Here is a 13,521-nt window from a genome sequence, read left to right as displayed (position 1 = left end):
AGGCCATGAACATCCTCTTCATCGAGGATGATCCGATGAATCGGCGTGTTGTGAAGGACATGCTCGACGTTGCTGGCGCGTCCATGGTCGGCGCCGAGAGCGGCGAGATTGGCCTGCAACTGATCGAAGAGCAGGATTTCGACATGATTCTCGTCGATCTCCGCATGCCCGGCATGGATGGGCTGGAGGCGATTCGGCACATCCGCGGCCGCACGGACGCGAAAGGCAAGCTGCCGATCATCGTCGTGACGGCCGATACCGCGATCGATTTGCGCGAGCGGTGCCTCAGCGAGGGCGCGGATGAAGTGCTGTTCAAACCCGTCGCGATGGATTCGCTGTTCGATGCGATCGGGCGGATGCTGGCGCGTGGCTCCGGCGAGGGGATGATCGGCTAGGTCCGAATCGTGGCGATAGACACTCTTCTCCGCACGGCCTGACAACGTTGGCTAGCGGTGGCGGAATTCCCTGTTCCGGAGCAATAACAGGGAAATTAACAGGGAATTTGATTCTTCTGCCGCTTTCACGGACATTATTCTTCAATCTTTCTTTTTAATATCAGTAGTTTAATAGAAATTCCCTGTTATCCGATAACAGGGAATTCGCGCCCGCCGAACAGGGAATTCCTTCTCGGAACAGGGCGGCGACAGTTCCCGATAAACCACGATGAGAATGACCAGGGCGACGCCAAAAAGACGTCGTCATCCTATGCTGGCATGGTCGGCGGTCGCGTTGAATCGATCGATGCCGTTCACCGCCATTTCGGATGTGGCAATCCGCTCCAACGGTATTGCAGATGGCCCCTATTCAGGCGGTATGCGTTTCAGCGCATCCGCGAGCGACGCGGTGGCACTGCCGCGCCGGGCCGGCTGAGGCTGGGAAGGGGCGGGGGCCCAGCCCGTCAGAAAGACGATCTCGAAACGCTCGGTCGTACGGCCGTCAGGGTCCGCCTGCTCGGTAAAGGCGTCGGCGGCGCGAGCGAGCGTGTCGCGGCGAAGCGGGGTTCGACCGACCAGCAGGTTTGTTGCGGCCATGCCGCGTAGATCGCCCAGCAGCCGCCCCAGATCGGCGTAGCGCACGTTCAGCGACTCCACATCGGCGACAGGCAGGGCGAAGCCGGCGCGGACCAGCAGGTCGCCCGCGGAACGCACGTCGATTTGCGGATGAATACGCGCGGCCGGGCGATCCCGCTCGGCTTCGCGAAACGCAGCGCGGAGGGTCGACAGGGTGCCGGCCCCAGTGAAGGCGGCGAGGAACAGGCCGTCAGGCCGCAGCGCGCGCCGGATGAGGGTCAGTGCACCGGGCAGGTCGTTGACGCTGTCGAGTACGCCCGCGGACACCACCAGATCGAACGACGCATCGGCGAAGGGCAAGCGATCTTCGTCGGCCTGAACATCGCCCGCAAAAGCGAGGCCGGCGTCGCAGCGGACGATGCGCGCGCCGGGTGGTGGCAGGAACGCGTCGTCGAAGCAGCCAAGATCGAGCACGTCCTCGAATCCGCGCGTGACCGTTCCGAGCCGCTCCTGGATGCCGTCGAGCATCGCCGCGCGCAGGAAATCATGACCGGCAAAGCCGGCGGCGGCGCGATCGCGGTGCGCGCGTCGTGCAATACGGTCGAAGATATCGGGGGTGCTCACGGCCGGGCTTGTGCCGTCGGACGGTCGGCGCGACAAGAGGGCGTGCAGCGGTTCCTCGCTCCCCTTCGTGTCGCCGCCAATCTCGCGCTGCCGCCGCGATGCCCCGGTTGTGGCGCGGTGACAGGGGAGGACCATCGCTTTTGTGCCGCCTGCTGGGGCGAATTGCGCTTCCTCGGCCCGCCCTGGTGCGCGGCCTGCCATGCGCCTTTCTCCTATGATCGCGGGCCGGGCGCCTTGTGCGGGGCGTGCCACCAGCAACCGCCGCGCCATGCCGGCGTGCGTGCCGCCGTGGCGTATGGCGACGTCGCCCGCACCGTCGCGCTGCGGCTCAAATATGGCGGGCGTACTGCCTTTGCCGAGACGGTCGCGCGACAGATGGCACGACTGATGCCCGAGGGTGCCGATCTGCTCATCCCCGTTCCGCTTCATCGGTGGCGCATCTGGTCGCGGGGCTTCAACCAGGCCGCGCTGATCGCCCGCGCGCTGACTCGCGCCACCGCTGTGGCGAACGATCCACTGCTGCTGCGCCGCGCGCGCGCCACGCCGCCACTACGCGGGATGGGCGCGCGGGGCAGGGCGAAGGCGGTCGCGGGCGCCTTTCGCGTCCAGGCGGGCGCGAAACAGGCGCTCAAGGGCAAGGCAGTGGTGTTGATCGACGACATCCACACCAGCGGCGCGACCAGCGATGCCTGCACGCGCGTGCTGCTTCAGGCCGGTGCGGCCAGCGTCACCATTCTCTGCTGGGCGCGGGTGCTCGATCCTGCCGCCGACGATTGACAAGCGGCGGGGCCGCCCACATTTCAGGCGCATGGCAAAGATCGAAATCTACACCAAGGCCTTCTGCCCCTATTGCACGCGGGCGATGCGGTTGCTCGACAGCAAGGGCGTCGAGGTCGAGGAATTCGACATCACCATGGGCGGGCCGAAGCGTGCCGAGATGCTGCAGCGGGCGAATGGCCGCAGCACCGTCCCGCAAATCTTCATCGACGGGAAGCATGTCGGCGGATCGGACGATCTCGCTGCGCTCGAATGTGAGGGCAAGCTCGACGCGCTGCTCGCCGCATGAGGATCGCGCTGCTCCAGATGACGACGGGGATCGATCCCGTTGCCAATGCCCGTACGCTGACCGATGCGATCGCCGATGCGAAGAAGGGCGGTGCGGCAATGCTGTTCACGCCTGAAATGTCCGGCCTGCTCGACAGCGACCGGACGCGGGCCGCGGCCAATCTCCATCCAGAGGCTGACGATCCGGTCCTGGCGGCAGTACGCAAGGCCGCGACGGAACAGGGCATCTGGGTTCATCTCGGCTCGCTCGCGGTACGCGGTGACGACGGCAAGCTGGCCAATCGCGCTTATGTGATCGATCCCGAGGGCAAGATCCGCGCGCGCTACGACAAGCTGCATTTGTTCGACGTCGATCTGCCGACTGGCGAGAGCTGGCGGGAATCCGCCTCCTACACGCCCGGCAGCGGCGCCGTGGTGGTCGATACGCCAGTCGGGCAGGTCGGGCTCGCCATCTGCTACGACATGCGCTTCCCGGACCTGTTCCGGGCGCTGAGCGATGCCGGGGCGACCATTCTGGCGGTGCCGGCGGCCTTCACTCGGCCGACTGGAGCGGCGCACTGGCACATATTGCTGCGCGCCCGGGCAATCGAGGCAGCGGCCTTTGTCGTCGCGGCGGCGCAGACCGGCGTGCACGAGGATGGCCGCGCGACCTATGGGCATTCGCTGGTGATCGATCCCTGGGGCGAGGTGCTGCTCGACATGGGCGAAGAAGCCGGCCTGGGTTTCGCCGAGATCGATCCAGCCCGCACGGCTGACGTCCGCGCGCGCATTCCGGTACTCGCGCATCGCCGCGCGATCCCGGTCGTCGAGACCGCGTCATGATCGTTTTCGACCTGCGCTGCTCGCGCGAGCATGTGTTCGAGGCATGGTTCGGCTCGAGCGGTGCGTTCGAGGATCAGCGCGCACGCGGGCTGCTGTCCTGCCCGCTGTGCGGTGATGCGGATATCGGCAAGGCCGTGATGGCGCCGAACATCCCGGCCAAGGGCAATCGGCAGAGCGCTCCTGTCGTCCAGGGCGAGGCGCCGTCACCCGAGGTGATGAAGGCCGCGATCCGCGCCCTTGCCGAAGCGCAGGCCAAGGCGCTCGAGAAATCCGAATGGGTGGGCAGGGCCTTTGCCGACCGCGCCCGTGCGATGCACGCCGGCGAGACCGATCACGCGCCGATCCACGGCGAAGCGACGGCTGGGGAGGCCAGGGCGCTGGCCGATGAAGGCGTGGCGATCGCGCCGCTGCCGTTCCCGGTGGTGCCGCCCGAGGCGATCAACTAATCTGGATGGTGATGGGTCCTGCGCCCGATTGACCGCCGAAGGGCCAATCTCTACGACCCGGCTCGCGCCCCCGTAGCTCAGCAGGATAGAGCGACGGTTTCCTAAACCGCAGGCCGGTGGTTCGAGTCCACTCGGGGGCACCAGCACCGCTTGCGCAGGCGGTGCCACCCGGAGTGGCCCGTAGAGCGCTTATGCCTTGACGTGCTGCGCGATGTACTTGTTCATTTCGAACATCGTGACCTTGTCACGACCGAACACCTTCTTCAGCTTCTCGTCAGCGAGGATCTCGCGCTTGTTCGCCGGGTTCTGCAGGTTGTTGGACTTGATATAGTCCCACACCTTGCTGATCACCTGGCTGCGCGGGAGCCGGTCGTTGCCGACGATCGCGCCCAGCTCGGGAGACGGCTGCACCGGCGCATGGATGCCGCCGGTCTTGGGAGCTGCCGTGGGTTCTTTCGCCATAAATTGTCCTTCCTGATGTGTCGTTCATGTCGACATCGGTTTCACGCCTGTTTCAGCGTGCGATGCTTGTGCGCCGCCTTTTTGGGATTGTCACGCCTTACAGTGGCCAATTCCCCTCCTTAGGCACGCATATCGGCTGGTTTTCGACCGGGATGCGACGACTGGTGCTGTTTCCGGAGGGGAGACAAAGAAAAACCCCCTCTTCCGAACGGGAAGAGGGGGCGATTCCTTCGACGTGGAGAGCGGCTCAGAAGCTCTTGCGCAGCGTCGCACCATAGGTCCGGGGCTGGTTCGGATAGCCGCTATAGCTGCCGTCCTGCGCCACCGTCGGGAAGGTCGAGATCAGGTAGTTGTCCTTGGTCAGATTGCGGACCCAGAACATCAGTTCGAGCTGGTTGGCCTTGCTCTGGAAGCCCAGGCTGGCGTTGACCGTGTTCTGCCCATAGGTCGACAGGTTCGGCGGGGTCGTCTCAGTCAGCTGGAACTTGCTCGTGTAGTTGTACTCGCCGCGCAGATAGGCACCGATATCGTCAGTGAGATCATGCGACAGAGTGGCCGAGGTCGAGAAGGTCCAGGTAGGGATGCCCGCCGGCCGCTGGCCCGACAGATCGCGGAACGACGGACGGAGCCCGGTTGCCGGGTTCACCGGGCAGCGGACGGTATCGTAGTTCACGCAGGCAGCGCCGGTGAAGGAATCATATTTCGGATCAAGATAAGTGACCGCGCCGGTGAGGGCCAGAGCCGAGACCGGGCTGTAGGCCGCGTCAACTTCGAAGCCGCGGACCGATTCCTTGCCGGCGTTGACCAGGCTGTAGCCCAGGCCGGTAAAGGCGTTGGACTGGAAGCCCTTGATCGACTGCTTGAACACAGCGACGTTCAAATAACCGCCACGGAACTTGGCCTTGGCGCCCGCTTCGTAAACGGTGACTTCCTCAGGCGCTGCGCCGCGGCCGACACCGTTCAGTGGCGGGCGGCTGTCCGACGACAGGTTGATCGCGCTCGCCTTCCAGCCGGTCGAATAGCTGACATAGACGTTCACGAAATCGAGGTCATAGGCCGCACGCGCAGCAAAGGTGACCTTGTCACCCTCAAAAATGCCCGATTCATTGGCGTTCGGGTAATTGACCGGGCCATGGTTCGCCGTGTTGGCGTAGAAGAACTGAAGAGCATTAAGGGCGAACGGATTCGAGAACGCGGGCGAGTTAGGAGCCGTAGGTACCGTGAGGCATCCTGTGGTCGGGACCTGTGCGAGACAATTGGGAAGCGATGCGCCCAAAGAGGCTCCAAACAAGTTCACTGGAGCGGTTGCCCCCGGGACGTAGCCTTTTGCGCCCAAGACTTGCCTCAAACTGACGGGCAACAACCCGTAAGGGACAAAGCCGAGCGAAGGGACATTCTCGAGATTCAATGCCGAGAACTTGTCATTCATGACGACGTTCGAGACTACTGCCTTGCGGTCGTTCATATAGGCGATGCCGCCCGTCAGGGTCAGACGATCGGTAACCTTGAAATCAGCCTGACCGAATAGCGAATAGGACCGCTGTTTCATCTTGTAATTGTCAGCGATGCCTTGCCCTGCCGCAAAATAGGTGCTGCCGGGGACGATGCCGGGCGTACCGACGGCCGCTTGCAACGATTCAAGTCCGGTGATCAGCCCGCCTGAAAGCACGTTGACGAAAGCCCGGGCGTCCTTGCCGAAGCGGATGTCGCGTCCGGTGTCGAGTTTCTCGTCCTGATAGAAACCGCCGACCAGCCAGCTGAGCGGCCCGTCGCCGGTCGAGGCGAGGCGGAATTCCTGAGTGAAAGTCTTCGCGTTGTTCGACGTCTTGTTGTTGGCGATATCGGCGGCGGTGAAATCGATGTCCTGGTCTGACTGGTTGATCTGGTTGCGATAGGCGGTGATCGAGGTCAGCTTCGCAAAGCCGAAATTCCAGTCGACCTGGCCCGAAATGCCCTTGCCGAGCACGCGGTTATAGGGATCGGTGTTGAAGATGACGTTGCGGTCGAATACCTTCGTGGTGTCCGATACGGCGAAGCCCAAGTTCTTGATCCCGTTGATCGTGGCCGGCCCGTTGAAGACCGAGGTCACGCCGCAGCAGATTTCCTTGATCAGGTTGTAATCGGCGATGACGCGGATCGAGAAGTCAGACGAGGGCTCGAACAGGATGTCGCCGCGGACCGACCAGCGATGGCGGTCGTTGACGCCGGTGCCGGTCGTCAGGTTCTTGAAATAGCCGTCGCGCTCGTTGAGGCTGCCAGACACGCGAAAGGCGAGGCTGTCGCTGATCGGCCCCGTGATCGTCGCCTTGGTCTGCATCTGGCTGTAGTTGCCGACGCTGATCTCGGCCTTGCCGCCCCAGTCGAACGACGGACGCTTGGTGACGATGCTGATCGCGCCCGCCGACACGTTCTTGCCGAACAGGGTCGATTGTGGGCCGCGCAGCACTTCGACGCGCTCGATCTCGGGAAGATCGTCCAGTGCGGAAGCGGATCGCGAGCGATAGACGCCGTCGATGAACACGCCGACCGAGCTTTCGATACCGTCATTGCCGTTGCCGTTGCCGAAGCCGCGGATGATGAAGTTGGTCTGGCCCGCCGCGTTGAACTGCGCGACCTTGAGCGAGGGTACGACCGACTGGAGGTCGATAAGATCGCGGATCTGCGCCTTCTCGATCGTCGCGGCGCTGGTGACCGCGACCGAAATCGGCACGTCCTGCAGCGTTTGTTCGCGCTTGGTGGCGGTGACGATGATGTCGTCGCTGTCAGTGGCGTCGGCCTCATCCTGAGCGGTGGTGGCCGGGGCGGGAGTCTCTTGCGCCAGCGCTGGCACGGCGTAGAGCAGCGCGATAGCCGATGCTGCGAGCAATTCGAATTTCTTCATGATGATATCCCCTCTTGGCCAGCTCGTGGGTCTTATGCCAACTGAGCATCGTTCGTAATCCAGGTATGCTAATTCTGCGTCCACCTGAATCACCCGTCAATGCCGGAATCGTAGGAAAACAGCGGGGTTGCACAGTTGTTGCCCAAATGAGACAGTTTCGAAATCGAACTGAACTGTCCCAATGCGAGGTTGCCGTAACGTCAGGTTCGAATAAGGCGTAATGAAATGAGTATGGAACATCGCCCAGGCGGGCCAGAAAATGGCGACCTCGTCGCCGAAACACCCAAGATCCCGGTCCCGGACGAAGTAGCGGAAGCCGTTCGGACGCTGATCCGGTGGTCCGGCGACGATCCGAGCCGCGAAGGATTGCTCGATACGCCGCAGCGCGTCGCGCGCGCGTGGAAGGAATATTGCTCGGGGTATGCCGACAATCCTGCACATCATCTGTCGCGCATCTTCGAGGAGGTCGGCGGGTACGACGAGATCGTGCTGCTCAAGGACATCCCGTTCCAGTCGCATTGCGAGCATCACATGGCACCGATCATCGGCAAGGCGCATATCGCGTACCTGCCCGGCAACTATGTGGTCGGCATCTCCAAGCTGGCGCGCGTGCTCCACGCGTTCGCCCGGCGGCTGCAGGTGCAGGAACGGCTGACCGCCGAGGTCGCCGACTGCATCTGGGAGAACCTCAAGCCGGTCGGCGTCGCGGTGGTGATCGAGGCGAGCCATGCCTGCATGACCGCGCGCGGCGTGCGCACCCCGGGCGTCTCGATGGTGACGAGCCGGATGATGGGCGTGTTCCGCGAGGACGATCGCAGCCGCAAGGAAGTGCTCGCGCTGATGGGCTATTGAGGCACCGTGCGCGAGGCTGACCGCACCATATTGGTTACCGGCGCGCCGCGGCGGATCGGGGCGGCGATCGCACGGCACCTGGCGGCGCAGGGCTGGCGGGTCGCGATCCACCATCATCACTCGCCCGAGACGGCGGAGGCGCTGGCCGCCGAGCTGCCCGGCGCCTGTGTGCTGACCGGGGACCTCGCCTTGCCGGAAACGCCAGCCCATCTGGTGCGGCAGGCGCGCGACGCGTTCGGCGGGCCGCTCACGGCACTGGTCAACAACGCTTCGCTGTTCGCTTATGACCGGCCGCCGCTCGCCGAGCCGGGGATGCTGCGCGATCATATGGCAGTGAACCTCGATGCGCCGGCGCTGCTCGTCTCCGCGCTGGCGGCGCAGGCGGACCTGGCGCACGGCGCGGTGGTCAATATCCTCGACCAGAAGATCGCGAACCTGAACCCGGATTTCTTCTCGTACAGCTGCGGCAAGATTGCGCTGGCCGGCGCGACGGTGATGCTCGCCCAGGCGCTGGGGCCGCGCATCCGCGTCAATGCCGTGTCGCCGGGGCTGTCGCTGCCGAGTCTCGACCAGAGCGACGCGGAGTTCCGCGCGGTGGCGAGCGAAAATCTGCTGCGGCGGCCAGTCGAGGTGACCGCGATCGCCGAGGCGGTCGATTTCCTGCTGACGGCGCGGGGCATCACCGGGCAGAACCTGTTCGTGGACAATGGCCAGCATTTCCTGCCGCGCGACAGCGACGTGATGTTCGAGACGCGTCAACATGGCTGAGGGCGTGCGCTTCACGACGATCCTCGAGGGGCTGGAGCTGGTCATGGGGCTTGGCATCCACGCCGAGGAACTGGCCGGGCCGCAGCGTGTGATCGTGAACGTGCGGATGGAGGTCGACTATCCCGCACCGCCGTCTGACGACCGGATCGAGCAAGTGCTCGATTACGACTTCGTCCGCGATGATATCCGCGCGCTGGTCGCGGGGCGGCACTTCCATCTGCAGGAGACATTGTGCGAGGCGATCGCGGCCTTGTGCCTCGCAGATGCCCGCGTCGTGCGCGTAACGGTGCGGTCGATGAAGCCGGATATCTATCCGGATGCGGCGGTCGGGTGCGAAATCGTGCGGGGCAGGGGTGCAGCGGCCCAGTAACGTCCGCGAAACGGTGTTGGGAAATGCCCCGGACTGCGCGAGACCGCCAAGCATTCGCCGATTTATGCGACCCACTTGCGAGAGGCGCGAATCCGAGCGGTTCTTGGCGGCTGCGCAGCGATTATTGAAGAGCGGCATTACGGATCTAGCCCAATACCGTGCTGACGCGGTCGCGCCGGTGGATCGGCATTGCGCGTCTACTGCGCGAGTTTTTGAATATTTCAGCGAGGGGTATCGGATTTTCTCGCGGCTTTACTTGGGCTCTCATGGTGTACTGCTCCTGTCGATCCCCGCTGAACGCGGGGCGATAGTTCAGCACGGACGGAGGCCTGGTTGAATCGCGGCGGGGTCCGGACGAGTCTTCCCGCCGGATCGCGCTGATCCGGCGGGTGTCGAATATGGCCGGTCAGCCCGCCTGATCGCCGGAGGGCATGCCCGCCGGGTTCATCCAGACCAGCTCGAAGATATGGCCGTCGGGATCCGCGATGGTGCGATTGTACATGAAGCCGAGATCCATCGGATCGCGGAGATCGGCCGTGCCGCCGGTCTTCGCCGCAGTCTCGGCGAGCGCATCGACATCCTCGCGGCTATCGCGCGACAGGCAGAGCAGTACCTCGGTGCTCGCCCTGGCATCGGCGACGGGCCTGGGCGTGAAGGTCGCGAAATAGTCGCGGGTCAGCAGCATGAAGGTGATGGTCTCCGACCAGACCATGCTGGAAGCGGTCTCACCGCTGAACTGCTCGTTCTTCGTGCAGCCGATCGCCTGGTAGAAACGGGTCGCGGCGGCGAGATCGGTCACCGGCAGGTTCACGAAAATCATGTCGGGCATTGGTGCTTTCCTTTCATGAGGCATGGCGCCTCTGATCCTGCGTCGAACGGGGGCGGGCGATTTCGACAGGCGGGTGAAAAATATTTCGGAGCGGGGTTCTCGATCCTGATTTGCGATCGGCCGGGCGCCGCGATATCATGCCGGCAGCATGACGATCTTCGCTCTCAATCTCGCGGCAGCGTTTCCGCTGGCCTGATCGGCCAGCCGAATCCCTTGCCCTGGTCGATGCCCGTGCCGAGGCGCGGGCGCGATGCTTTGTTCGAGAGTTTTCCATGACCGATGATCCCTTGCGCTCGCTGAGCGCCGACACCATCCGTGCCTTCATCGCCGACGGCTTCATCCGCATCGACCATGCCTTCCCCAGGGAGCTGGCGGACGAGGCGCGCGCGCTGCTGTGGCGCGACACCGGCTGCGATCCGGACGACCCGTCGACCTGGACCCGGCCGGTGATCCGGCTCGGCCACTATGGCCAGCCCCCGTTCCGCGCGGCCGCCAACACGCCCGCCCTGCACCGCGCGTTCGACCAGCTCGTCGGGCCGGGCCGCTGGCTGCCGCAAGGGGCGCTCGGCACGTTCCCGGTGCGCTTTCCGTCGCCGGACGAGCCCGGAGATGCGGGTTGGCATATCGATGTCAGCTTCGGCACCGAGCAGCCCGATTTCATGGAGTGGCGCGCCAATGTGGAGAGCAGGGGGCGGGCGTTGCTGATGCTCTTCCTGTTCTCCGATGTCGGCGAGAAGGATGCGCCGACGCGGATCCGGGTGGGGTCGCACCGCGACATCGCCCGGCAGTTGGCGCCGGCGGGCGAGGCGGGGCTGACCTTACGGGAGCTGGCGGCGGACGGCTTCGCCGGATCGGCCGGGCGGCCCGAGGCTCTGGCGACCGGCGAGGCGGGGACGGTGTATCTCTGCCATCCGTTCCTCGTTCACTCGGCGCAGCCGCATCGCGGGACGCGTCCACGCTTCATGGCGCAGCCGCCGCTGCTGCCGGCCGAACCGCTATCGCTGCAGCGGACGGATGGCGCTTACAGCCCGGTCGAGATGGCGATACGAGACGCGATCACCTGATTGCCGATCAAAGGGTGGATTCGCCCTCGTCGCGCCAGCTGCGCCGGCAACTGGCGCGACGCATAAATGACTCTGACCCCTTTCCTCGAAGCTATCTCAGGAATTTCCTGAAAATTCCGATCATGCGTCCCAATGTGGTTTCTCCATTGCACCCGGCACACGGATTATTTCGTGCGGATTTGGATGGAGAGCCAATGTCGCCTTTCCCCGGGTTGGGGGAGAAATAGCGTTCGAACTTTCCCGGCAAATAGTGAAACTGGTCCGCATCGGGTGGCGTTTGCCCGCCGTCGAAGGTGACGTTGGGCCACAGGCGGGAATATTCTGCGTTCAGGTCGAGCCAGGGTCTGGCGATGGGATTATCGTCGAAAACAATGGCGTCTATCGGGCATTCCTCAATGCAGCACCCACAATCAACGCATTCGAGCGGACTGATTACGAGCATATTCTCGCCCTCGTAAAAGGCGTCAACGGGGCAGACCTCCACGCAGGCCATGTGCTTGCACTTGATGCATGCGTCAGTGATCACGCCTGTCATATAAATTCTATCCCGCCGCCTTCGGAGCGCTTCGTTTCACGACCGCCGGCGCGAAGGCCACGTCGCCGGTCGGCGAGACGGTGAACCGATACGCCTCGTTCATGAACTTCTTGCCCGAATGGGTGAACGCCAGCACGCGCTCGCCGTCGGTGCGGACATGAGCGATGCCGAAATTGGTGCGTTCGAACGCGAAGACCTTTTCCGCCGCCTTTTTCGGGTGGGGGACATAGCCGAGCGTCTTGAAAAAGGCCGCCAGCTCCGTGCAGAAAATGATCGCCGGGGTGGTGCGCGATGCCTTGCCGAGCGCCGCCATCAAGGTTGCGCGCGGATGGATATATTCCTTCGCCTCGCTCTCGTCCCCGGAGGAGATCAGCGACACGACCGCACCGACCTCCTTCAGGAACTCCATGTCGAAATCGGCCGAGCCGTGATGCGGCGCCTTGAGGATTTCCGACCGCAGGGCCGCGGCCGGCATCGCCTCGCGCATGCGCTGGCTGGCTTCCTGGTTCATGTCGCCGGTGAAGAAGAAGCGCACATTGCCGAAGCGCAGCCGGAAGTTGATCGAATGCCCGTTGATCGTGTGGGACGCCGACAGGCTCCCCTTCTTCGCCGCAGGCTGAGTCCCCAGCATCAGATTGGCGTCATCCTTCGGCGCGCGCAGGAAGCGGAGCGCCGGCTGTCCGGCGACGGCTTCGCTGATCGGGCCGAGCAGCTCCACGCTGATCGCTTCGTCCGTCAGGAAATCGAAGGCGCCCGTGCTGAGGTGATCGAGCCGGCGCCGTTCGATGGGGTGGCCGGTGACCGCCTGCACGCGCGGTTCCCATGCCGCCAGGGTGGCAACCCATTCGTCGAAGGGCTCGTTGCGCTCGGCCTGGGGCACTGACGCCGGATCGTCGACCAGCCCGGTGATGAAGGTCTCCGTGCCGACCTTGGCCGTCGCGCCGAACATCTCGCTTTCCTTGCGAGCCTTTTTGGCGGCGTCCTTGCCCGGGCGCTTGACGATGCCGTTGTGATAGACCCGTTTCGGCGCGACGAAGATGCGCTTGTCGGGGCGGGTGTCGGTCTCCGACTTGCGGAACTCGCTCAGCCCTTCGAAATGATCGGCGTCGCCGTGCGTGATGAGCATCAGCTCCACGACCAGCGGATCGACCGCACTGGTGTTGCGGAACCGGGCATTGGCGTGGCGGGCGAACAATTGATTGTCGCCGCCGTCGATGAACATCACCTTGCCCTTCGGCGTCTCGAGGATGAGGCCGTCGCCCTGCTGCACATCGACCATCGACAGCCGCAGGATGCCGGTATCGCGGAGCTTGGTGTCGGGATCGATCATGCCTTCATCGATCTTGCCGCGCACGCCGTGGATCGCGACATGCATGCCGGCAGGCGTCGACGACAGGATGTCGCATTGATCGCCCCAATAATATTGGCCCTCGCTGCCATCGGCGCGGCGCAGATTGACGATGTCGTCGTCGAGATATTTGAGCATGATCGGCCTCCCGGCGCGCATCTGATATCGTCCCGGCGTGACGGATCAGAGACGCGTCCCTGTGTGCAGGTGTCGTGTGCAGCTATCCTGTCGCAGGTATATCGCAGTGCCGTGGTTTGCCGTAGCCGGGAAAGAGCCGGAATGGGCGCAACCCGCGCGACCCGAAGGTGAAGCAGAGATGAGGGAACCCGGCGACGATCTTCCCAAGGCTCCGCTCCCACGGAGATTCGAGGGCAGTCTCGCGGGCGTCCCAACTGGTCTTCCTGCAGCTCTCCAGGATTCATTCGGAGAATCCCAAGCGGCATGA

14 protein-coding genes, 1 tRNA gene and 1 pseudogene are annotated in these 13,521 nt (G+C 64.1%); 10 read left to right on the top strand and 6 right to left on the bottom strand.

Annotated features, from left to right (window positions below):
• Positions 1-5 precede the first annotated feature (5 nt).
• On the top strand, positions 6-395 hold the full coding sequence (locus tag WC729_RS17650) for a response regulator (RefSeq protein ID WP_372855107.1): 390 nt from the start codon (positions 6-8) through the stop codon (positions 393-395).
• Between the two features lie 405 nt (positions 396-800).
• On the opposite strand, the gene WC729_RS17645 is transcribed toward WC729_RS17650, so the two are convergent.
• A complete protein-coding gene (locus WC729_RS17645; RefSeq protein ID WP_372855105.1) occupies positions 801-1,634 on the bottom strand; it encodes a class I SAM-dependent methyltransferase in 834 nt (277 codons plus the stop codon).
• Here WC729_RS17645 and WC729_RS17640 point away from each other — a divergent pair.
• The 5 genes from WC729_RS17640 to WC729_RS17620 all read left to right on the top strand — a co-directional run bounded on the left by WC729_RS17640 (position 1,557) and on the right by WC729_RS17620 (position 4,110).
• Positions 1,557-2,411, top strand: a complete 855-nt coding sequence (locus WC729_RS17640; protein WP_372855103.1) for a ComF family protein — start codon at positions 1,557-1,559, stop codon at positions 2,409-2,411. The genes WC729_RS17645 and WC729_RS17640 overlap by 78 nt on opposite strands.
• Positions 2,412-2,442: 31 nt before the next feature.
• Entirely contained in the window at positions 2,443-2,700 is a 258-nt protein-coding gene (gene grxC / locus WC729_RS17635) for a glutaredoxin 3 (RefSeq protein ID WP_372855101.1), read from the top strand.
• Complete coding sequence (locus WC729_RS17630; protein WP_372855099.1) at positions 2,697-3,521, top strand: carbon-nitrogen hydrolase family protein; 825 nt, start codon at positions 2,697-2,699, stop codon at positions 3,519-3,521. Before grxC ends, WC729_RS17630 begins: the two co-directional genes overlap by 4 nt.
• Entirely contained in the window at positions 3,518-3,967 is a 450-nt protein-coding gene (locus tag WC729_RS17625) for a DUF1178 family protein (protein ID WP_372855097.1), read from the top strand. Before WC729_RS17630 ends, WC729_RS17625 begins: the two co-directional genes overlap by 4 nt.
• A gap of 66 nt (positions 3,968-4,033) precedes the next feature.
• A tRNA-Arg gene (locus tag WC729_RS17620) sits at positions 4,034-4,110 on the top strand.
• Between the two features lie 46 nt (positions 4,111-4,156).
• Here WC729_RS17620 and WC729_RS17615 read toward each other — a convergent pair.
• Both WC729_RS17615 and WC729_RS17610 read right to left on the bottom strand, forming a co-directional pair.
• Positions 4,157-4,429, bottom strand: a complete 273-nt coding sequence (locus WC729_RS17615; protein ID WP_372855095.1) for an SWIB/MDM2 domain-containing protein — start codon at positions 4,427-4,429, stop codon at positions 4,157-4,159.
• 247 nt (positions 4,430-4,676) lie between these two features.
• The gene (locus WC729_RS17610) at positions 4,677-7,310 is read right to left on the bottom strand and encodes a TonB-dependent receptor (protein ID WP_372855093.1); all 2,634 of its coding nucleotides are present in this window, start codon (positions 7,308-7,310) and stop codon (positions 4,677-4,679) included.
• Between the two features lie 231 nt (positions 7,311-7,541).
• On the opposite strand from WC729_RS17610, the gene folE reads away from it, so the two are divergent.
• Genes folE through WC729_RS17595 form a run of 3 tightly spaced genes read left to right on the top strand, consistent with a single transcriptional unit; the run spans position 7,542 to position 9,300 of the window.
• A complete protein-coding gene (folE, locus tag WC729_RS17605) occupies positions 7,542-8,162 on the top strand; it encodes a GTP cyclohydrolase I FolE (protein WP_372855497.1) in 621 nt (206 codons plus the stop codon).
• A 6-nt stretch (positions 8,163-8,168) separates the two neighbouring features.
• Positions 8,169-8,930, top strand: a complete 762-nt coding sequence (locus WC729_RS17600) for an SDR family oxidoreductase (protein WP_372855091.1) — start codon at positions 8,169-8,171, stop codon at positions 8,928-8,930.
• Positions 8,923-9,300 (top strand): dihydroneopterin aldolase, encoded by a 378-nt coding sequence (locus WC729_RS17595; protein WP_372855089.1) that lies wholly within the window; start codon positions 8,923-8,925, stop codon positions 9,298-9,300. Before WC729_RS17600 ends, WC729_RS17595 begins: the two co-directional genes overlap by 8 nt.
• 406 nt (positions 9,301-9,706) lie before the next feature.
• On the opposite strand, the gene WC729_RS17590 is transcribed toward WC729_RS17595, so the two are convergent.
• Positions 9,707-10,129 carry a VOC family protein gene (locus WC729_RS17590; RefSeq protein WP_372855087.1) on the bottom strand — a complete coding sequence of 141 codons (423 nt, stop codon included), beginning with the start codon at positions 10,127-10,129 and terminating at the stop codon, positions 9,707-9,709.
• Positions 10,130-10,401: 272 nt separating this feature from the next.
• Here WC729_RS17590 and WC729_RS17585 point away from each other — a divergent pair, with 272 nt between their 5' ends.
• Positions 10,402-11,193 carry a phytanoyl-CoA dioxygenase family protein gene (locus WC729_RS17585; protein WP_372855085.1) on the top strand — a complete coding sequence of 264 codons (792 nt, stop codon included), beginning with the start codon at positions 10,402-10,404 and terminating at the stop codon, positions 11,191-11,193.
• Positions 11,194-11,389: 196 nt separating this feature from the next.
• Here the strand turns inward: WC729_RS17585 and WC729_RS17580 are convergent.
• Positions 11,390-11,728 (bottom strand): annotated as a pseudogene (locus tag WC729_RS17580) (DUF3470 domain-containing protein); the annotation flags it as partial.
• 7 nt (positions 11,729-11,735) lie between these two features.
• Positions 11,736-13,214 carry a ComEC/Rec2 family competence protein gene (locus WC729_RS17575; RefSeq protein WP_372855083.1) on the bottom strand — a complete coding sequence of 493 codons (1,479 nt, stop codon included), beginning with the start codon at positions 13,212-13,214 and terminating at the stop codon, positions 11,736-11,738.
• Positions 13,215-13,521: the final 307 nt, after the last annotated feature.

The sequence above is a fragment of the Sphingomonas sp. genome (assembly GCF_041661825.1).
Lineage (GTDB): Bacteria > Pseudomonadota > Alphaproteobacteria > Sphingomonadales > Sphingomonadaceae > Sphingomonas.
The sequence above is the reverse complement of the archived record's forward strand: the minus strand, read 5'-3'. Positions and strand labels throughout refer to the sequence as shown.

Coding starts and splice junctions, on each gene's coding strand:
- WC729_RS17650 (WP_372855107.1), top strand. CDS start 6: ATGAACATCCTCTTCATCGAGGATGATCCGATGAATCGGCGTGTTGTG.
- WC729_RS17640 (WP_372855103.1), top strand. CDS start 1,557: ATGACCGGCAAAGCCGGCGGCGGCGCGATCGCGGTGCGCGCGTCGTGC.
- grxC (WP_372855101.1), top strand. CDS start 2,443: ATGGCAAAGATCGAAATCTACACCAAGGCCTTCTGCCCCTATTGCACG.
- WC729_RS17630 (WP_372855099.1), top strand. CDS start 2,697: ATGAGGATCGCGCTGCTCCAGATGACGACGGGGATCGATCCCGTTGCC.
- WC729_RS17625 (WP_372855097.1), top strand. CDS start 3,518: ATGATCGTTTTCGACCTGCGCTGCTCGCGCGAGCATGTGTTCGAGGCA.
- WC729_RS17615 (WP_372855095.1), bottom strand. CDS start 4,429: ATGGCGAAAGAACCCACGGCAGCTCCCAAGACCGGCGGCATCCATGCG.
- WC729_RS17610 (WP_372855093.1), bottom strand. CDS start 7,310: ATGAAGAAATTCGAATTGCTCGCAGCATCGGCTATCGCGCTGCTCTAC.
- folE (WP_372855497.1), top strand. CDS start 7,542: ATGGAACATCGCCCAGGCGGGCCAGAAAATGGCGACCTCGTCGCCGAA.
- WC729_RS17595 (WP_372855089.1), top strand. CDS start 8,923: ATGGCTGAGGGCGTGCGCTTCACGACGATCCTCGAGGGGCTGGAGCTG.
- WC729_RS17590 (WP_372855087.1), bottom strand. CDS start 10,129: ATGCCCGACATGATTTTCGTGAACCTGCCGGTGACCGATCTCGCCGCC.
- WC729_RS17585 (WP_372855085.1), top strand. CDS start 10,402: ATGACCGATGATCCCTTGCGCTCGCTGAGCGCCGACACCATCCGTGCC.
- WC729_RS17575 (WP_372855083.1), bottom strand. CDS start 13,214: ATGCTCAAATATCTCGACGACGACATCGTCAATCTGCGCCGCGCCGAT.